This window comes from Planktothrix serta PCC 8927 (assembly GCF_900010725.2).
Taxonomy (GTDB): domain Bacteria; phylum Cyanobacteriota; class Cyanobacteriia; order Cyanobacteriales; family Microcoleaceae; genus Planktothrix; species Planktothrix serta.
Map to the genome: position 1 here is coordinate 46837 of NZ_LR734844.1, position 20632 is coordinate 67468.

20 protein-coding genes are annotated in these 20632 nt (G+C 39.6%); 7 read left to right on the top strand and 13 right to left on the bottom strand.

Annotated features, from left to right (window positions below; all coding sequences use genetic code 11):
- Positions 1-38: 38 nt before the first annotated feature.
- Both PL8927_RS05305 and PL8927_RS05310 read right to left on the bottom strand, forming a co-directional pair.
- Positions 39-512 (bottom strand): YidH family protein, encoded by a 474-nt coding sequence (locus PL8927_RS05305; protein ID WP_083618354.1) that lies wholly within the window; start codon positions 510-512, stop codon positions 39-41.
- A 47-nt stretch (positions 513-559) separates the two neighbouring features.
- A complete protein-coding gene (locus PL8927_RS05310) occupies positions 560-2104 on the bottom strand; it encodes a TM0106 family RecB-like putative nuclease (RefSeq protein ID WP_083618812.1) in 1545 nt (514 codons plus the stop codon).
- A gap of 97 nt (positions 2105-2201) precedes the next feature.
- Between PL8927_RS05310 and PL8927_RS05315 the strand changes: the two genes are divergently transcribed.
- Positions 2202-3401, top strand: coding sequence for an aminotransferase class V-fold PLP-dependent enzyme (locus PL8927_RS05315; RefSeq protein ID WP_083618355.1), 1200 nt, complete (start codon positions 2202-2204; stop codon positions 3399-3401).
- 8 nt (positions 3402-3409) lie between these two features.
- Here the strand turns inward: PL8927_RS05315 and lptC are convergent, their stop codons facing one another.
- The 3 genes from lptC to metG all read right to left on the bottom strand — a co-directional run bounded on the left by lptC (position 3410) and on the right by metG (position 7086).
- On the bottom strand, positions 3410-4537 hold the full coding sequence (gene lptC / locus PL8927_RS05320; protein ID WP_083618357.1) for an LPS export ABC transporter periplasmic protein LptC: 1128 nt from the start codon (positions 4535-4537) through the stop codon (positions 3410-3412).
- Positions 4538-4747: 210 nt separating this feature from the next.
- Positions 4748-5362 (bottom strand): LabA-like NYN domain-containing protein, encoded by a 615-nt coding sequence (locus tag PL8927_RS05325; protein ID WP_083618359.1) that lies wholly within the window; start codon positions 5360-5362, stop codon positions 4748-4750.
- Positions 5363-5484: 122 nt separating this feature from the next.
- Positions 5485-7086, bottom strand: a complete 1602-nt coding sequence (metG, locus tag PL8927_RS05330) for a methionine--tRNA ligase (protein ID WP_083618361.1) — start codon at positions 7084-7086, stop codon at positions 5485-5487.
- Positions 7087-7203: 117 nt separating this feature from the next.
- Between metG and PL8927_RS05335 the strand changes: the two genes are divergently transcribed.
- From PL8927_RS05335 to PL8927_RS05360, 6 genes are all read left to right on the top strand, one after another.
- Positions 7204-7929: a lysophospholipid acyltransferase family protein gene (locus tag PL8927_RS05335; RefSeq protein ID WP_083618362.1), complete on the top strand. Its 726-nt coding sequence runs from the start codon at positions 7204-7206 to the stop codon at positions 7927-7929.
- 66 nt (positions 7930-7995) lie between these two features.
- Positions 7996-9294, top strand: a complete 1299-nt coding sequence (locus tag PL8927_RS05340; RefSeq protein WP_083618364.1) for a TldD/PmbA family protein — start codon at positions 7996-7998, stop codon at positions 9292-9294.
- Positions 9295-9481: 187 nt separating this feature from the next.
- Complete coding sequence (locus PL8927_RS05345) at positions 9482-10180, top strand: haloacid dehalogenase type II (protein WP_083618367.1); 699 nt, start codon at positions 9482-9484, stop codon at positions 10178-10180.
- Positions 10181-10309: 129 nt separating this feature from the next.
- Positions 10310-11365 (top strand): hypothetical protein, encoded by a 1056-nt coding sequence (locus PL8927_RS05350; protein WP_083618368.1) that lies wholly within the window; start codon positions 10310-10312, stop codon positions 11363-11365.
- Positions 11366-11563: 198 nt separating this feature from the next.
- Complete coding sequence (locus tag PL8927_RS05355; RefSeq protein ID WP_083618370.1) at positions 11564-11851, top strand: type II toxin-antitoxin system Phd/YefM family antitoxin; 288 nt, start codon at positions 11564-11566, stop codon at positions 11849-11851.
- Complete coding sequence (locus tag PL8927_RS05360) at positions 11835-12140, top strand: type II toxin-antitoxin system RelE/ParE family toxin (protein WP_083618373.1); 306 nt, start codon at positions 11835-11837, stop codon at positions 12138-12140. Before PL8927_RS05355 ends, PL8927_RS05360 begins: the two co-directional genes overlap by 17 nt.
- 148 nt (positions 12141-12288) lie before the next feature.
- On the opposite strand, the gene ffh is transcribed toward PL8927_RS05360, so the two are convergent.
- The 8 genes from ffh to PL8927_RS05400 form a co-directional block, all read right to left on the bottom strand.
- Complete coding sequence (ffh, locus tag PL8927_RS05365) at positions 12289-13740, bottom strand: signal recognition particle protein (protein WP_083618374.1); 1452 nt, start codon at positions 13738-13740, stop codon at positions 12289-12291.
- A gap of 129 nt (positions 13741-13869) precedes the next feature.
- Entirely contained in the window at positions 13870-14661 is a 792-nt protein-coding gene (locus PL8927_RS05370) for a pentapeptide repeat-containing protein (RefSeq protein ID WP_083618376.1), read from the bottom strand.
- 93 nt (positions 14662-14754) lie between these two features.
- Positions 14755-15930, bottom strand: coding sequence for a pentapeptide repeat-containing protein (locus PL8927_RS05375; protein ID WP_083618378.1), 1176 nt, complete (start codon positions 15928-15930; stop codon positions 14755-14757).
- A gap of 319 nt (positions 15931-16249) precedes the next feature.
- Positions 16250-17098, bottom strand: coding sequence for an acyl-CoA desaturase (locus PL8927_RS05380; RefSeq protein ID WP_083618380.1), 849 nt, complete (start codon positions 17096-17098; stop codon positions 16250-16252).
- A 192-nt stretch (positions 17099-17290) separates the two neighbouring features.
- Positions 17291-19327: a magnesium-protoporphyrin IX monomethyl ester anaerobic oxidative cyclase gene (gene bchE / locus PL8927_RS05385; RefSeq protein ID WP_083618382.1), complete on the bottom strand. Its 2037-nt coding sequence runs from the start codon at positions 19325-19327 to the stop codon at positions 17291-17293.
- Positions 19328-19481: 154 nt separating this feature from the next.
- A complete protein-coding gene (locus PL8927_RS05390) occupies positions 19482-20096 on the bottom strand; it encodes a Uma2 family endonuclease (RefSeq protein ID WP_083618384.1) in 615 nt (204 codons plus the stop codon).
- 38 nt (positions 20097-20134) lie between these two features.
- Positions 20135-20332 (bottom strand): PIN domain-containing protein, encoded by a 198-nt coding sequence (locus PL8927_RS28960; RefSeq protein WP_331281797.1) that lies wholly within the window; start codon positions 20330-20332, stop codon positions 20135-20137.
- The gene (locus tag PL8927_RS05400) at positions 20292-20528 is read right to left on the bottom strand and encodes a type II toxin-antitoxin system Phd/YefM family antitoxin (RefSeq protein ID WP_156093101.1); all 237 of its coding nucleotides are present in this window, start codon (positions 20526-20528) and stop codon (positions 20292-20294) included. The genes PL8927_RS28960 and PL8927_RS05400 overlap by 41 nt, the downstream gene beginning before the upstream one ends.
- Positions 20529-20632: the final 104 nt, after the last annotated feature.

Sequence of the window (20632 nt, forward strand, 5' to 3'; positions counted from 1 at the left end):
CTATTTTGAGGAGGATAAAATTGATAATTTTTTATATGCTAATAGCGAAGATTGATGAGAACTTGAGTAATAAAGGGTAAAGTCTTTTGGCTTTGCAGATTTAAAGAGTTAGGAACAGTTTTTAGAGGTAAATCTCGACGGAAAAATAATGGTAAACTCATTAATCCTAGAATAATCACAATCACGGTCATCATCCAAATTAATAAACGGTTGGGTTTATAATTTGCTTGTTCAATTTGCCAAAAAACTTGATTATAATTCCAAGCTGCAATTATAGTAATAATCATTCCCGTAATTACTAAAATAATTCCAATATTATCAGAGTTGAAAATCGGATGACTAGGGGTAATTTTTTGGGTGAATGAGGTTTGTAATTGACGTAAAAATAAACTAAATCGAGCGATCGCAAAACCCAAAGCAATTAATGAAATAGACGTTCTTAACCAAGCTAAAAATGTCCGTTCATTGGCTTGATGTTCTCGCTGACGATCAATTTTTTGTTCTTGAGTCATATCGTCTATATCCGTTAAAAGCTATTATTGAAAAACCGGGTTTTTTGTTAATCATTGAGAAAGTCTGTTAACCATTCTTTAATATGAAATGTAGCGAGACAGTCATCTTCATTATACTGCACAATAGCATCTAATAAAGAGCGATCGCCTGTTTTTAACCATTGTTCATACCAACAAACAGATTGAGCACCATTTGCTTTGGGATCTCGCCATTCAAACCCTAACCATTTCGCCACAGGTTTCAGCGCGTAACTTTCAACAGGAAGTGTCACCGTTTCTGTCATTTTTGCATGAAGATCAATAAATCGTTTTAACACGGGTTTCCACCAATAATCCGGGGTATTATAAACCGTCGCTAATCGTTTAATTGTTTTAGGTTCATAATCACAAAAATGGAAAATAGGGGCGATCGGATACATCCAAACTAACCCTAAAAACTGTTTCCAAATTAATTCCTCTTGAGCTTTATTTTCTGCTAAAAGCGGATAAAATTTTTGTTGATTTGAACGCCGATCTACGACTAACATTCCATGTAAATAATCAAAATTTAATTCGGGTTGTGCTTCAATATCAAAATAAATCTCAACGGGAAATTGTTTTAACTTCGTTTGATAATTATCCTGAAAAATATCAATCCATTGGCTAGAATTAAAGTTTTCCTCAAAACTAATAAACTCCTCTTGACGTTTAATTGCTTTACTCTCTAAATTGGATTCAGCTTGTTTAATAATTTGTAAAGCAACTCCTTCCACAAATTCGGGATATACTTCCAATTGCTCAGGGGTAGCCTTGGCTAAGGTTTCAACGGTAGTTAAATTAAGTTCCTGTAACCGTAAATAACGAGTCGGAGTTACACCCGGAATTAAAGAAAGATGATTTTGCGATCGCGCCCCATCCAAACAATAACTATACCATTGACATAAATTGCATTTTTGTCTAGCAATAAAAACTTCCGGTTCTTTCCGGTCTAAAATCATGTTTAAATAATTCTTTAAAACCTCGTGCATTTGGGGAAGACGCTGTTCTAAATTCACCGCATAAGGGGCTTTATCTCGTAAAATTAACCACCCTGTTTCCGGCTGTATTCCTTGGATATCTTCTAATAAATAGGCATGAAAAGCAGAAATAATTTGATAATCGAGTTTAGGACGTTTCCCTAATTTAATATCCTGAGAAACATAAACCCAATCTCCAAACTTAGAAAATCCGGGCTGTTTGACTAATAATTCAGGAGAACTTACTAAGGTAACCGGAATCATCAAATCAAGTTCTATAGACGATCCATTCCCGATCATTTCAGAGTGATTAATCACCTCTGATTTTAGCAAAACCCCTTGATAAATTCGATCAACTCCTTGCTGCATTAACTCTAGGGTTTGTTTTGCACCTAACTCCCAATTTCCAAAAAAAGAGTTGAGTTTAAAATAAGGATAATGTGATAAAATACTTTTTTGATAAGCCGAACTATCCTGCATCAGTTTTAGTAAAAAATCACTGGGAGGATCTTGTTGAGAACTATCTCCATAACGCTCTAAAAATGCACGTCTCTGACAGCGTTGATAAAGCAAAAGTTGTTTATCGGTGATTAACATGATTGTTTGGGTGTCAATGGTCAATTAGGAATTAGATCTCCTCTTCACATTAAACTTAAAAGTGTTCCTTGACGAAAAATAACGAACTCTCAATATTATGACAACTCTTTCCCTAGAAACCCATCGCCAACATTTTCCTGCCTTAGCGAATAAAGCCTATTTTAATTATGGCGGACAAGGGCCATTACCCCAGGTGTCGATGGATGCGATTGTTCAAGGGTATAATTATGTGCAGTGTCATGGCCCCTTTTCAGGGAAAATAGGTCACTGGCAACAGCAAGAAATCAGCTTAACTCGCCATCTGGTCGCTACTGAGTTAGGAATTCCTCCTGAAACCCTCACGTTCACCGAAAATGTTACCGTTGGTTGTAATATTGCTCTGTGGGGAATTGATTGGCGATCGGGAGATCATCTGTTAATTTCTGATTGTGAACATCCAGGGATTATAGCAACTGTTCAAGAACTTCAACGCCGTTTTAATCTGGAAGTTTCGTTTTTTCCCCTCAGAGAAACCTTAAACCAAGGTGATCCTGTAGTCATGATTTCTGAGTATTTAAAACCCCATACTCGCCTATTAGTTATCAGTCATATTTTATGGAATACAGGTCAATTATTACCCCTAAGCGAAATTGTTAACCTCTGTCATCAGAATTATAACACAAAAGTATTAGTAGATGCGGCTCAATCCGTTGGAGTTTTACCCCTTCAATTAACAGAAACTGGGGTTGATTTTTATGCCTTTACAGGTCATAAATGGTTATGTGGGCCAGATGGATTAGGAGGGTTATATGTTAGCGCTGAATCCTTATCAGAATTATCCCCAACCTTTATCGGATGGCGAAGTATTATTAGCGATGAATTGGGAAAACCGATCGCTTGGACACCCGACGGTAGACGTTATGAAGTCGCCACTTCTGCCTCTCCCTTATATGCGGCTTTACGCGATGCGATCGCCCTTCACCATCAATGGGGAACTGCTACAGAACGTTATCAACAAATTTGTCAAAATAGTCAATATCTCTGGCAAAAACTCTCTAAAATTCCGCAAATTCAATGTTTAAGAACTTCTCCTCCCGAAGCAGGTTTAGTTTCGTTTCAACTTAGCGATGGAAAATCCCATAAATCCTTAGTCAATGCTTTAGAAAACCGGGGTATTTTCCTCAGAACTCTCCTCGATCCCAATTGCGTTAGAGCCTGCGTTCATTACTTTACCCGGCCCTCAGAAATTGATCAACTTATAGAAACTCTAAATGAGTTTTTATATAGCAGGGAACAGGGAGGAAAAGAGTTCTCTTAACGTTAAGTTTATTCGGGAATAATTTCCGTCACCACAGGAGTTCCTGTATTTCCTCCACTAACAACAATGGTGTCATTTTCAAACTTGCCAACGGCTTTTTCTCCCCTTAAATTAAATGGGGGATCGATTTGACGATAGACCACGTTTCCTTCTGCGGAAAAAGACTGTTGAGGAACGAACCAACTCACTAAATTGGCGTTAAGTTGTGCTTGACGTTTAGCGCCAATGCCAACAACATTTCCCGTCAAATAAAAGATATTATCTTTTAAATCTCCCCAACCTTGATTCGCAGTTAGGGTAATTTGTTGTTCCCGTTCAATAATTGTAATAAATTGCGGAGAACTAATTGTGCGTTTTTCATAATTCCATTGGAGTTCATGACTAGAAATTTGCAATGGCGGTTCAGATAATGCGATTTGGGCATTTTTTCTCAGAGTAGCGGTTTGGGTTTTTAAATTGAGTTCGCCGGTTTCTGCAATTCCTCGGTCAGTAATGGTTTGATTTTGATACCGTTCAATTTGTGTTTTTAAATTACTGCTTAAAAGTTGCTGTTCCCAGAGCCAAACAATATGATCACTTTGGATCTTGATCACGGGATTTTTTGAACTCACAGTGGCTTTATCCCAAAATTCAACTCGTTTTTGACGATAGAAAACCTGAACTTCTTTGGCAACGGCTTGCAGTTGAACATGATCTCCGGTCACTCCATTTCGCACCGCAATAATGTTCTGTTGAACAATCCATTCTAATTCTTTTCCCTTCAAAACTAAACCTGTTTTTGGATCAGTTGCTACAATATTATTGCGTAAAAAAATGCGTTTGCTTTTCTGTTCAAATTCTCCTTGATCTGCTTTAATTTTATATAGGAGTTTCCCCTGATCATATAACTCCCCAACGGGATCTTTAACCGTCGCCATTTTCTGATCTTTACTATAACTGACTTGTTTGGCTTTAATTTTCCATAATAATTTTCCCTGTTCATCCGCTTGTTCTAAGATGACATCATCTAAGGTTAATGTCCGATCAATTTCTTCAGAAGTCTTAGATTTAGAATCTGTTGAGGTCTGTTGGATATTTTTTGGGGTGCAGGCAGAAATTCCCACGAGAATAACTACCCAAAGGAGTAACAACCGCATCTAATTTTATAGCAGGGAATAGGGAATTACGAATTACGAATTACGAATTACGAATTGGGAATGAGTTTGCTGGATTTAGTAGAGATGTGCCATGCTGCCTCCCTCTACAACTGTAATGCGTAGTGCTATATAACAGTTTAGGAGTTCAAAAATTCAGGAGTTGGGGAGTAAAAACTTGCCTTGTGTCAAGTCTCTACTCCTGTAAATCTCCTATGAATCTTCTATGATTTGCCCATCAATTAAACTTATTCCTGATAAGGGACGATAGGTATAACTGGGACTCCGGGGAGTTTTTTGGATGTCTTCTTTGATCATTTCTAAATCAATATAGCGATCCGCGACATTAATTAAACTATCACTGGTCATTGATCGCAAACTCACGACTTCCACCCGCACGCCTCGGTAACTTACGGAGTCCACCGCATAGGCTAAATCCCCATCACCACTAACTAAAACTGCTGTGTCATAAGAGCCCACTAAAGCCATCATATCAACGGCGATTTCAACATCTAAATTAGCTTTTTTGGAACCATCGGGAAGTTGTACTAAGTCTTTAGCAATCACGCGGTAGCCATTGCGTCGCATCCACAATAAAAAGCCCTGTTGCTTCTCGTTGGTGCGATCAACTCCGGTATAGAAAAAGGATCGTAACAACCGAGATCCGGCCGTTAAACGACACAATAATTTAGTGTAATCGATTTCGATTCCGAGTTGTAAAGCTGCATAAAATAGATTAGAACCATCGATAAAAATGGCAACTCGTCCTCTATTTTCCAGAACTTGCTCAGGAGTAAACAGTTCTCCAGGGTTGATATTATTCAACATTTTTATACCTCTTTTTTTATGGAAAAAATGATCTGAACTATGGGTAAAATAAACCGATTGAAATTGATGTTTTATGTTAAACTAGGCTATCATTTAAACGGGTTTAAGTTTGTAAATTAGGATTATGCCTCCTCTGCATTTTCCAAACGTCTAAAGACGGGTTGCGCTTCCTCCAGGGATTGATTTGCAGGTAACGCACCCCAAACAGCATGGGTGTCAAAGGACAGTGCTGTCGCTAGTCGGGTTTGATCATTGAAGTCGATTGGATATCCCAATTGTTGATAAATCCGGGTGCTGATATTGGGAATAATCGGGGATAACAGATAAGAAGCCAGTCGAACTGACTCTAAAACCGAGTACAGCACTTGGGAAACTGCTTCTTGTTTTCCTTGTTTATAAAGACTCCAGGGAGCTTTTTCATCAATGTATTTATTCCCAGCTTGAACCAAGGTGAAAATAGCAGTACAAACTTCGCTAAAAGCAAGAGATTCGTAACCTTGAGTGACCGTATCCGCCAGGGTTAAGCCGAGGGTTTTCAGGGAATCATCCTTGGGGATTTCTTCACTTTTAACATTAGGAACACAACCGTTAAAGTATTTATACGCCATTTTCAGCGTGCGGTTGAGTAGGTTTCCTAAGTCATTGGCTAAGTGGGCATTGACGGTGTGAATAAACCGAGTTTGATTATAATCACCATCCTGTCCAAATTCTATCTCTTTCAAGAAATAAAAGCGAATAGCATCGGCACCATATTGATTGACTAAAGCGATGGGATCAAGGGTATTTCCCAAGCTTTTGCCCATCTTCTTCCCATCTTTGGTTAAAAAACCGTGTCCAAAGATACGACCGGGAAGAGATACCTCTGCGGACATCAACATGGCGGGCCAGTAAATGGCGTGAAATCGTAAAATATCTTTACCAATCAGGTGTAAATTAATCGGCCACCATTTTGATAAAGCATTGTCTAAGGTTGGTTCATCCTCTGGGTCAAGTAAAGCCGTCACATAGCCCAATAAGGCATCAAACCAAACATAAATCGTATGACTTGGATCAGAGGGAACGGGAAATCCCCAGTCAATATTAACGCGAGAAATCGAAAAATCTTGTAATCCTTGCTTAACAAAATTGATGACTTCGTTACGGCGACTTTCGGGCTGAATAAAGTCAGGACGCTCTTGATATAAGGTTTCTAGCTGGTTTTGATATTTAGAGAGTCGGAAAAAATAGTTCTGCTCATCTCGCCATTCTACGGCTTTATTGACGTGGATAGGGCAGTATTTTCCCGCTTCTAATTCCCGTTCTTCTTTGTATTCTTCACAGGCGACACAATACCAACCCTGTTGTTGGCTGAGATAGATATCTCCTTGATTCCAAACCTTCTGAAAAAACTCTTTGACGATGGCTTCATGACGAGGGGCGCTCGTGCGACTAAAGCGATCATACTGAATATTCAAGTGTTGCCAAAGAGAGGCAAAACTAGCAGCAATTTGATCGCAGTGAATTTGGGGAGAACGCCCTAATTCCTCGGCGGTGCGTTGAATTTTTTGACCGTGTTCATCGGTTCCTGTAATCAACAGGACGGATTTTCCTTGAAGTCGTTGGAACCGAGCGATAACATCAGCCGCCATTGTGGTATAAGCACTACCTATATGAGGAACATCATTGACATAATAAAGAGGAGTTGTAAGTGCAAAGGTATTGAAATGGGTCTGTGTCAATTTCATTACAAAGGTAAACTTAGATGGATTATAATGCTTTGTTTAAAGTTTCTCAAAATTCTAAAAGATGTCTTAAGTTTTAGTCAAAAATTTAACCCGATTCAAGCAGTGTGTTGGTGATTCATGTTCTTAGATCAAACGGGATTGAGTTGTCGGTGGCTATTGGCAGTATTGGGAATACAGATGTTCATAGACTATGAAGATCGAATTCCTGAAGGATGCCCTGCGATTGTGGTGAGTAACCATCGCAGCGTCATCGATCCGATTGTGTTAACCGCAGGTGTCGGTCGTACCCTTCGTTTTGCTTCCCATCATTATATGGGTCAAGTGCCACTTTTGCGCGAAATTGTTACCCAGTTCGGTGCTTTTCCTTTTGATGAACCTCAACATCGACCTCAACAATTTTTCAAACAAGCCACTCAACTTTTAAAACAACGACAAATGGTAGGGATTTTTCCCGAAGGCGCGACCCCAATGTTACAACAAACCCAACCTAATGTTGTGGGAACTTTTCAACGGGGATTTGCTCATTTAGCTTTACGTTCAAGGGTTTCAGATTTAGCAGTTTTACCCGTAGCGATCGCAACATTAGAAGAACAAACCCTCCCCTCGGCAATTCCTCTGCGTTTACTAGGTATATTCGATCCGAGCGAACCCCTATTTAATCAACCCGGTTGGCATCCGGTGATTCTGTATCGAAGAATCCAGATCTTAATCGGCCGTCCCTATTGGATTACCCCACGATTACAACGTCAATATCAAGGCAAACAAGCTCGAAAAGTAGTAGAGGATTTGACCCACTATTGTCACAGGGAAATAGCTAATTTATTACCTCAGTCCTATCAATAGAAATAGGGAATAGGAATCACCGATCACGGTAGGATGAACGATGACGCTATGCCATGACAACCATCCATGACCTACGACCAATCCGCCGAACAGCTATTAGAGTTAGCTGCCGCATCGGGCGCTGAGGCTGCGGAAGTATTTCAATCTCAATCCCTATCCAAGCCGATTTTTTTTGAAGCCAATCGACTCAAGCAACTCGAAAGTAGCCAATCGGAAGGGACAACCTTGCGACTTTGGCGAGATGGACGTCCGGGTTTAGCAGTTGCCTATGGGCCAGTGGAACCGGAAAAATTAGTCCAACGGGCGATCGCCTTGAGTACCCTGAATCAGCCAGAAACCATTGAACTGACCGAATCAACAGCCCCATCTCACTATCCCGATATTGGGGAAGCAGTACCCGTTGAACAATTGATTAATTGGGGAAAACAGGCGATTGAACTCATTCGCTCTCCCTATCCCGATGTCTTATGTATGGCGGAATGGGACTGTGAAGTCGAATCCATTCGCTTGATCAACTCACGGGGACTCGAATGTAGCCATACTGACACCACCCTCAGTGGTTATGTGGAAACGGAATGGGTTCGGGGGGATGATTTTTTAGCGGTTTCCGATGGCCAAACCCAACGGGATTTTCTTGATCCCATCCTTCTCGCCGAACGAATTTTAATGCGGTTAAATTGGGCCAAGGACAATGTGCCTTTTCCAGGCGGCAGAATTCCGGTCTTATTCACCGCTAAAGCCGCCGATATGCTCTGGGGAACCCTTTCCGCCGCTTTGAACGGCAAACAGGTCTTAGAAGGTGCTTCTCCTTGGAGCGATCGCTTAAGTACCCCCGTGATGTCAACCGTATTAACCATTTCTCAGGAACCTGATATCGGGCCATACAGTTGTCCCTTTGATGACGAAGGAATTCCCACCCGTCCGATTACTTTTATTCAAAAGGGCGTTTTACAACTGTTTTATACCGACTTAACCACAGGCCGAACTTTGGGCAGTGGTACAACCGGAAACGGATTTCGTACTCATTTAGGCAGTTATCCCACTCCGGGTTTATTTAATCTTTTAGTTCAACCCGGAAAAAGTTCCTTAGCTCAGTTAATCCAAGGTTTAGATCGGGCTTTAATCGTTGATCAAATGTTAGGAGGAAGTGCGGGAATTAGTGGGGATTTTTCGATTAATGTTGATTTAGGATATCGCATCGAAAAAGGTGAAATTGTAGGCCGGGTGAAAAATACAATGGTAGCCGGGAATGTTTACACTGCCCTTAAACAAGTTGTAGAATTAGGAGGTGATGCCGCTTGGAATGGTTCTTGTTATACTCCTTCAATTATTGTTGAAGGGTTATCAGTAATTGGTAGAGGTTAATCGGCTAGGTTTTAATGAGTCCCCAGAATTGAGAAAGCGATATTAACTCCCCCCTGAAAATTCCCCTAAAATTATAGGAGTCGCGCCTGGCATTTAGGACATAGACTGATGCTGAAACCGCGTGCAGAGAAATCTTTTCCTGCGGTATTCTCTGTTCCCTGTTCCCTGTTCCCTGTTCCCTTATATCATGATTCAATTTAATCAATTTGCAGCCCTGAGCTTTGACTGCTACGGCACTTTAATTGATTGGGAAAGCGGGATTACTCCCGTTTTACAACAATTAGTCAAGGCTCATAATATTAAAATGAGTAATCAAGAGTTACTTGAATTATTTGCTATCCTAGAACCGGAAGCCCAAAGCGGAGACTATAAAACCTATCGGGCAATTCTTCGAGAAGTGGTACAGAAGTTCGGAGAACGTTTGGGGTTTTCTCCGACTCCCCCGGAATTAGAGAGTTTAGGGAATTCGATACAACATTGGCAACCTTTTCCTGATACGGTAGAAGCTCTTAAAGCCTTAAAACAAAAATATAAATTAGTGATTATTTCTAATATTGATGATGATTTATTTGCCCAAACAAACCAACATCTACAAATAGAATTTGATCAGATTATTACCGCACAACAAGCTCAATCTTATAAACCGTCTGCCCATAATTTTGAATTTGCTTTAGAAAAAACCGGGTTTTCTACTAATCAACTCCTGCACGTTGCTCAAAGTATTTTTCATGATATTGTTACAGCCAATAGTTTAGGATTAACAACAGTTTGGGTGAATCGTCGTCAAGGACAACCCGGAGGAGGAGCAACAAAAATTGCGATCGCTCAACCGGATTTAGAAGTACCGGATTTAAAGAGTTTAGTTGACTTGATTTTTGAGCATTAGAAAATCGAGTCAAGTTTTGGATAGGTTTTGGCGGGGTTGGGATACAGAATCTCAGATTGACATTCAGCCAAGAAAGAATTACAATCTCTTTAATATAAATATCCTCTGATCTCCTCACCCTTAACTGTTATGAATAAACTAAAACTTTTGAAACAATTTAAACAAATAGGTAAAAAAGCAGTTAAAAAAGCCAATCAAAAAATTAATCAAAGCGTTGATGAACTAAAAACTACTGTTTCTCAAACCTCTCAAAATTTAGCAGAAAAAATTACTGATACTTCTAATCAACTTCAGGAAACTACCTCAAAAAATCTGGATCAAACTGTTCAAAAGATTTCTGAAGTTCAAACAACTGCTTCTCAATCTATAATTAAAACAGTTGATGAACTAACAACTACTATTTCTCAAACCTCCCAAAATCTAGCGGAAAAAATTACTGATACTTCTAATCAAATTCAGGAAACCACCTCAAAAAATCTGGATCAAACTGTTCAAAAGATTTCTGAAGTTCAAACAACTGCTTCTCAATCTATAATTAAAACAGTTGATGAACTAACAACTACCGTTTCTCAAGCTTCTCAAAATTTATCGGAAAAAATTACTGATACTTCTAATGAACTTCAGGAAACCACCTCAAAAAATTTGGATAAAACTGTTCAAAAGATTTCACAATTTCAAACTGTTATTTCTGAAAGTGTAATTGAAACAACTGAAAAATTACAAAACAATACCACTGAAACGCTTCTGGCAATTCAAAATTTAGGAAAAAATACCGAAAAAGGTATACATAAAGTTATTAAAAATCCTACTTCAAGTTTATCAAAATGGGGTATTTTTATCAATTTATTCAAATATCTGGTTTTCTATTTTTTGGTAGCTAGTCTGGTTAAACTTTTACATTCTCCACAAGAGTCTAGCCCTATTATAGCTTCTCCTTCACCTGAAAATTCATCAATTCAAGTTAATTATTTTCGAGAAGCTGTTAATAAAGCTACCCGTGCAGCTACTTTAGCTCAATCTGCAAAATCTAAAGAAGAGTGGAATTTAGTTGTCAAGGAATGGGAAAGTTCTATTAATATGATGAAATCAATTCCTTCATCTGACCCTAATTATGAAATTGCTCAAAAAAAGGTTATAGAATATCAAAAGAATCTGAATTATGCTCAACAACAAACTGAAGAATAAGTCCATCATTGCAATATCAACAGATACTAATAGGGTGATGAGATTGTATAGAATAAAATATCATCCTTAATTTACATCCAAAACTCAGATACTAATTATGCTCAATTACAAAGGTTATAGGAATTTGACAAACAATTGATTATGGCTTATCATGGAATTAACATGGAATTCAATGTTTGAGGTTGAACAAGAAACTCTATGATTAACTTAAAAGATATTCATTCACTAACTGAGTTTCAGAGAAATGCAAAACAATACGTTAAACAAATCAAAGAAACTCAACAACCTTTAGTATTAACAGTTAATGGTAAAGCGGAAGTTGTTGTTCAGGATGCGATCGCTTATCAAGAGATTTTAAAACGTTTGGAATATGTAGAATCAGTCTTAGCAATTCGTCAGGGAATAACAGAATTTGAAAGCGGAGAAGGAAAACCAGCACGAACAGCTTTAGAGGAATTACGGAAAAATTATGACATTTCGCGTTGAAATTTCCCCATCTGCTTTAGCCGATGTAGAAGATGTTTTTTTGTGGATGCAAAGAGAATCTCCTTCAAAAGCAGATGAATGGTATAATGGCTTAGTAGAAGCAATTCTCACCTTAGAACAATTTCCTAATCGCTGTCCAAAAGCACCAGAAAGTAAAGATATCGGATTAGAAATTCGTCAGTTAGTTTATAAGAAACATCGAATTCTATTTGGTGTTAGTAATAGCGATGTACAAATTTTTGGGATTCGTCATATTGCCCAAAATAGACTTTCATCAGATAATTTGTAAATTATTTATTTAATTAAAAATTCAAAATCTCTAGTATTCATCATTCCATTTTATATAAGGAGAGGAAATAGGATAGGATTGATACGACTCACTCACTATCCTAATCATTTAAGCATTCCAACACACAGCATTGGAACGAGGAGAAGGGTTAAAGTTGACCGAAACCTTTTTTCTTTTTCTCTTTCTTTTTCTTGGCTTTAGGTGCTCCTGGATAACCGCCTCTCATCCCTCCCATACCACCCATTCCGGGCATCCCCATCCCTGGCATACCCATTCCGGGCATACCTCCCATTCCGGGCATCATTCCCTGACTCATTTGTTGCATCATCACTCGCATTTTCTGGAAGTCACTAACTAACTTCATTACATCTTTTTCTAGCACTCCTGAACCTTTCGCAATGCGTTTGCGACGGGAGGGAGAACTCGCTAATAAATCGGGGTTTTTGCGTTCATCAACGGTCATAGAATTAATCATCGCTTCCGACCGTTTTAATTGCGCTTCTCCCTGGTCTAATTGGTCTTGGGAAATCTTATTCATCCCCGGAATTAACTTAATTAATCCCCCCAAAGACCCCATATTTTTCATCATCCGAGTTTGACGCAGGAAGTCGGTAAAATCGAATTTTGCCGTCACAATTTTTTCCTGCATTTTCTCGGCATCTGCCAAGTCGAATTCCTCTTGGGCTTTTTCAACTAAGGTTAAAATATCACCCATGCCTAAAATTCGAGAGGCAACTCGTTCAGGATAAAAGGGTTGTAAAGCTTCAACTTTTTCCCCCACCCCCACAAATTTAATCGGAGCCCCCGATACCCGACGAATAGACAACGCCGCCCCTCCGCGACTATCCCCATCCATCTTAGTTAAAATAGCCCCGGTAATCCCAATTTGGTCGTTAAAGGTGCGAGTTAAATTAGCGGCTTCTTGACCCGTCATGGCATCCACCACTAACAGGGTTTCATGGGGTTCAATCGTTTCTTTAATTTGGGCTAATTCCGCCATCATATTTTCGTCTATTTGCAGACGTCCGGCGGTGTCAATAATCACCGTATCAATATCTTGATTTCGGGCATATTCTACCCCTTGACGAGCAATTTCTACGGGGTCAGAATCGGTTCCCATTTCAAACACAGGAACGTTAATTTGTTTCCCTAATGTTATTAATTGATTAATAGCCGCCGGGCGATAAATATCCGTTGCGACTAACAAAGCGGTGCGATTTTCCTTTCTTAAATGCAGGGCTAATTTAGCCGTGGCGGTGGTTTTTCCCGTCCCTTGTAACCCCGCCATTAAAATAATTGTTGGAGCAGTGTCCGCTTGAGCCAGGGGAACATTACTTTCCCCCATGACATTGACTAATTCATCATGGACAATTTTAACGAACTGTTCCCCCGGTCGCACACCGGACACAACCTGCGCGCCCTGGGCTTTTTCCCCCACTTCTGCGACAAATTCTTTAACCACTTGCAGGTTAACATCCGCTTCCAATAGGGCGCGACGGACTTCTTTTAGGGCATCTTGAATATTAGACTCACTAATTTTATCCTGACCTCGGAGTTTCTTCCAGGCCGACTCAAAACGTTCGCTTAGGGCATCAAACATAGCAATTTCTTTATGGAGCAGATGGGCATCACTCTCTATAATAATATTGAAAGGGCCGCAATTGTTCGATAATCCCTGTGTAGGGGCGAAGTAACCTCGCCCTTACAATTGTTGCGGAGAAGAATTTAGTTAATCTCGTTTTATATTTTCTATTTTTTCATCGAAAATTGCTCCCCTTTTGATTAAATCTGCTTTCACTTCGTCGGAAATTCCCGAATCATGCCATAGCCGAGCTTCTTTAACATTAGCACCCGTAAAATCCACGTTGACTAAATTGGTTAAAGCTAATCCCGCTTGATATAAATCGGCATTTTTTAAACAAGTTCCGCTTAAATTAGCATCGCTTAAATTGCAGTTACTTAAATTGGCTTCTTCTAAATTAACATGGCTTAAATTAGCTCCGCTTAAATTCGCTAAGACTAGACTCACACGATGCAAATCAGCACCACTTAAATCCGTATCACTTAATAAGGCACCACTTAAATCTGCCCCGCCTAAATTTACATTTCTTAAATCAGCATTTGTTAAATTAATATCGCTTAAATCTGCCCCTCGTAAATAGGCATTGGGCAGTTTTGCACCGATTAAATCCAATCCGCTTAAATTAGCTCCTAATAATTTCGCATCTGCAAAATCTTCTAAAGGATTTAAACCTGCAATTTCTGCTAATTCTAAAAAATTATCGGTTTTTGCTGAGATAACGGCTTGAACTGTTGGTTGTAAAACTGAAAAATGACAGCCTTGAGTCGCTGCTTTTTGGGTTAACAATTGCAGGTCTTCATGGCTATCATAATGAAGTGCCATTTCGTGAATATCAGCAGGTAAAGGTTGTGCTTGTAACCAAAGTACAAGTTTACGTTCCAATACCGCCAAGCGATTTGGGCTGAGATTATGGGGCCAAAGTCCTTCTACACCAGTCATAGGTTTTAATGGTTGTGTGTATTGATATTAGTCAATGATTATGATTGAAAATTGTAGGGATAAAGCCCCCGATATTCATTCATCGCCACCAACCTAATCTTCATTTTCCTCAAAAATTGCCCCACGTTTGACTAACTCGGATTTAATTCGACTGGAAATTCCCACGACCTGGGTAAAATCAACGTTTTCGACAAGAGAATCTTTGAGTTCGGCGCGACTGAAATTCGCCCCTGTTAGGTTCGCGCCTTGGAAATTCACCCCCGTTAAGTCGGCGTATTGAAGATTGGCGTTGCTGAGGTTGGCTTGGGTAAAATTGGCATGGGGTAAATAGGCGCTCGTTAAGTCAGCTTGAGTTAAATTGGCATAACTCAAATTAGCCCTGGGCATTTTTGTGCGTAAATCGGTTTCTATAAAATTAGCATGGGTGAAATCGGTATCGCGGAGATTGGCATTGGTAAAAATAGCATGGCTCAAATCGGCTTCTTTTAAAATTGCCCCACTCAAATCGGCTAAGGTAAAATTAGTATAACTTAGGTTGGTTTTTTCTAAGTTTATCCCTCGTAAATCAGTGTAATTAAAATCAAGATGGCTTAAATCCATGCCGACAAAATCGATTAAGGGATCTAGCCCCATACTTTCGGCTTGTTGTACAATATTTCCGGGGTTATCGATTAAAAATTGACGAAATATTAGCTGATGTTGTTGAGAATAGGCTTGAACTTGATCCCATTGTTCTAACTGTTCATAGATTGATTTTAAAGAGTTGAGAGCATTACCCTGACTTTGATAGTTTTGGTTAGATTGGGCTAGGATTAATTGTTGTTGATAAGAGTTAGCCGCTTGTTCAAATTGTTCTTGAGCAAGGTAAATTCTTGCTAATATTGATAAGGCTTGTTCTTCGGTGTGGGGATCAAGCAATTGACGAGTGAGTTCTAAGCGTTGCTGTTGATATTCTAGGGCGTGAGGATAATCTCTTAAATTATAGTAAATATTGCTGAGATTAACTAAGGCATTCAGTTCTCCTTTGGGGTCGTGAATTTCACGACTGATGGCTAAATGTTCCTGATAACAATTAATTGCTAGTTCGGGGTTTAAGAGGGCTTCATGAACAACGCCTAAATTCCCCCAGGCTGAACCTTCCCGTTTACGATCTTTTAGGTTTATATAGGATTGTAGCGCGTCCTGCCAAGATTTTAACGCGGCTTGATATTGCCCATTTTGATAGGATGAAATTCCCTGATTAAATAACTCGTTGGCTTGCTCTAACATCTGAATATTTATCTTGATCAGTTCTTTGATCCAGATTAAGCCAAATCTGTCCCCTTGAGATCAATTGTAGGGGCGAGGTGTCCTCCATCGGTGTCAACAATCGCGCTAAAAGTAGGCTTGTTACCGAAAGTTCTTTGATTTTTGTTAAGCGTCCTAGATCCCCCCTAACCCCCCTTAACAAGGGGGGAATAGGAGATCAAAGTCCCCCTTTTTAAGGGGGATTTAGGGGGATCTGATCTCGGCTGTAATCACCAGTTTTTGGCGTTAAGTTGACACGCTTTGGGTCACCTCGCCCCCTACAGTTAGGGATAATGTTAATTTAGGTTTCTGTCGCCTGTTGAGTCGGTGGTAAAATCACTTTCTGAGCTAAACCTAGGGTTTTCAATACCCAAATTGACCACCAAGTCATATCAATTTCCCACCATTTCCAGCCCGCTTTGGCAACATTAGGATAGGCATGATGGTTATTATGCCAACCTTCGCCATAAGTGACAATCGCTGCCCACCAGAGGTTGCGCGAATTATCATTGGTCTCAAAGGTGCGGTATCCCCACATATGGGTCACGGAGTTAATAAACCAGGTGCTATGCCATAACAACACAGCCCGCAAAAATACCCCATAAATCACCCATGACCAACCCCCAATGCTATAAAGTATTAGAGCAACCGGAATTTGCAGCAAAAGATGATAACGATCTAACCAACAATAAAAGGGATCTCGCGCTAAATCGGGTGCAAACCGTTTGTAATGTTCAGCATCAAAATAGGATTGACGAGGGTAGAAAATCCACATCATGTGACTCCACCAAAATCCCCGTCGTGCGGAGTAGGGATCTTTATCTTCATCTTCGGTATAGGCATGGTGCAAACGGTGTCCGGCGACCCAAAAAATCGGCCCTCCTTGTAATGCACAAACCCCAATTAAAGTAATCACATATTCTAACCATTGGGGAACTTTAAAACTACGATGACTTAACAATCGATGGTAGCCTAAACAAATCCCAATACTGCCAAAAAACCAATGTAGAAATAGGGTGATTCCTACTGCTGACCAAGAAAAAAACCAAGGTGCCAATAAAGCCAGCAAATGGATAATACTAAAAAACGCAACTGTTAAACCGTTTAACTTCGGTTCATTTTCAGGTGAAGTTGCGACTTGAAAGGTCATGAAAATTTCCTCAACCTAATATAATTTTCGATCAATCGGTGCGGGTGAATCAAGGTTGATTGTGGGATGACAAAAATTTCTGTCATCCCTCCCTCGTAAAATTGTAGATTAAAAACCCACCTATTTTCCTCTCCTCAACTGAAGAAATATAATAAACGACTCTGTTTCCTTAATTCACCTTAAAAGCAAAATTTATCCTGGGGTTATTGGTGTTAAAATTAAAGGGTCTATTGCCGGATCGTGATAACTCCCTTGATTATGGATTATTTGCACCGCATCTGCTAGTTTTTGAATCGGTGCATCTTTCAAACAAAAGCCATCGGCTCCCACTTTTAAAGCCTCTGATAATATTGATTCTTGGTCAGGGGTCACCAAAATTAAAATTTTGGATGGAATCACATAGGAATTTTGCTGAACTTTCCGCGCCATGCGAATAAACTTGACCAAATCCATATCCGGTAGAGTGCTATCAACAACCGCAACATCAACATCAATCGATTCCAGTAGCACTAAGCCTGTTTCGGCATTCGTGGCTTCGCTGGCGACTTCTATTCCGGGTTGCGATCGCAAATTTGTCCGTAGGTTTAGGCGTGTTTGTTGATCATCTTCAATCACAGCTACCTGGATTATATCATGTTTGGGATTAATTTTAGTATAACTTTCACAAGCCGATAAATCATTAGCCGCGCCACAGGCAGAAATTGTTCCTAAAAAGTCAATATCTGCCGAATTTTTCTGTTGAGATTTTGCCATCTGTTCCGGGGTCAAAATCCTAGATTCATCAAAGCCAAATTCAACCTCTGTATGGAATCCTTTTTGTTTCACCCGTTTCAAATTATAGAATCGTTTATTAAACGTTGTTTTCACAAATGCCCAAAGACAACCGAGTAAATAACGGCGTTTAAACGGATCTTTTTCAAACCAATATTCCAGAAATTTCCAAGAATAAAACCGAGCATAATTTTGCAGCACCCCTTTAAGAACATCTTCCCGGCTCATATTATCGGGTTTAATAATCGGGGTAACAAAATTATAATGAGAATAATCGCGGATTTCTACTCGATCTTCTAAGTCTTGGAATAGTTCAGAAAACGGCCAAGGAGTGTACATATTCCAATTGGTCATATCCGCTTTCCAATCCCGCGCCATGCGATAGGATTCTAAAATGGTTTCTGGGGTTTCATTGGGTAATCCCATAATAAACTGAACTTCTGCCAAAATTCCATTTTCGCGCAATAATTGAACCGCTTTTTTATTATCGGCAATGGTGGTTTCTTTGCGAAATAAATTCAAGTTTAATTGAGCAGCAGCTTCCGTCCCCAAGGAAACATGAACTAATCCGGCTTGGCGATATAAGGGTAATTCTTGCTCATCTCTGAGAATATCCGTAACCCTAGTATTAATTCCCCAATGGACTCCTAAATTTCGATCTACTAATTCATGACATAAGGCGATAAATCGAGATTTATTAATCGTGGGTTCTTCATCGGCTAAAATGAAAAATCCGATTTTATGATCTTTAACTAAGGTTTCGATTTCATCAACAAAATGTTTGGGAGATCGGGAACGATATTTGCGCCAGAATTTCCATTGAGAACAAAAGCGACAGCGAAACGGACAACCTCTGGAATAATTAGGAACCGCAACTCTGGTATTCAGAGGGGTATAAATATAGGTATCCCAATCTAATAAACTCCAATCTGGAGTAAGAGTGTTTAAATCTTTAATCGGAGGATGGGCAGGAGTAGCAACAACTCTGCCTTCCTCTAAAAAGGCAATTCCTAAGATAGTCTGACGGTCTATTTCATCCGTACCGTTAGCGATCGCTGTTAATAAATTAACCGTTATTTCTTCCCCTTCCCCTCGAATAATATAATCCACCCAAGGGGCTTCACTTAACACTTCCCGATACATATAGGTTGGGTGAATCCCCCCCATAATTGCCTTAGCATTCGGGCAAACTTGTTTAACGATTTTGAGGGTATTTTGAGACTTATAAATCATCGGAGTAATAGCCGTTGCTAAGACCACATCCGGTTGACGATCTTGAAGAATTTGCGCTAATTCTTCATCTTCAATAAAGTTAGTCATAGCATCGATAAATTCGATGTCGGTAAACCCGGCGGTTTTTAACGCACCCCCGACATAAGGAACCCAACTAGGGGGCCAATTTCCGGCAATTTCAGCGCCCCCGGAATGATAATTGGGCTGAATCAACATGATCCGCATTTGCTTTCCTCCTGAAATACTCAGTTTCTTTCCAGACTTGCGAAGCAATTTAGATTGTATAACTATATAGTGATTGAAAAGAAAATTTAATAATAATTTAACACTTCGTAGTGAGTCCTTCAGGACTCAAAGCCCTAAAGGGCTTACTACTAAGTCATGCTTTAGGTTCCGTCTCTTCAATTTCCGAAAAATCTACTTGTTCATAAAGTTCGCTTAAAGTCAATTGGAATTCAACGGAACTTAGAGAGATCACATCCTGCTCTGAGTCATATTCGGTAAATCTCCATTGTTTTTCTCCGATTTTTGAATAGTGTTCCAAATAATAAGCATTTTGGTCAATTAAAAGATATTCTTGAAATGTGGGAATAGAGCGATAAAAGCGAAATTTATCAGTTTTATCGTAACCTTCGGTTGATTTTGATAAAACCTCGACGATAATTGTAGGGTTAGTGACAGTGGTGGTATTTTTTCCTTGGTAAATAGGCTTTCCCTGGATTACCATCACATCAGGATAAACATAGCGTCGGGTGGCGGGTATCCAGAGGCGAACGTCCCCGATAAATAGCCGATATTTTTGTTCTTTGATGGTCAAAGGGAATTTTTTGTAAAAGTTTCCGGCAATTTGGTTATGGTTGGTGGTGCCACCCGTCATCGGTATAATTTCTCCATCGTGATATTCGTTTTTATAGTCTGCGGTTTCCTCTAGGGTGAGGTATTCTTCCGGGGTGTAAGTACGTTTTTGGGTTGTGTTAGTTTCGAGTAGTTGCATAATATATTCCTCTATGAGATTTCCCTTTTTTATCTTAACTACCAGATAGTCTGTACATGGGGATAGCTCAAAATTTTGCTATCACAAGTTACTAAGGGAATACCGTATCGTTTAGCGATCGCTACTAAAATTCTATCGGCTGGATCTTTATGGAAAGTTTCTGGTAAAGATGTACTTGCGATCGCATGAGTAAAATCATTCTCCCAAAGCGTCCCAAAGTTCAGACATCGGTTCATCAAAATCGGAGGCAATTGTGATTGGCATTCCTCGCAGTGGATAATGTTTTGTAGGTACAGAATCTATCGAAAAAGGAACAATACGAGCGACGGGCAAACCATTGCGGGTAATGACTACTTCAGACTGGGTAGTGGCAATTTCATCAACAATTGCTGTTAGTTCGATATCCGTTTCCTGTAAGTTCAGATATTTCATGCTGTCAACTTGCCATGAGCATTTTATATTTCCATTGTAGAAGCGATCGCTAAGTTTGTAGTAAAGGCTTTAGCCATCAGGTAAGGCTTCAACTGGGTCATCAT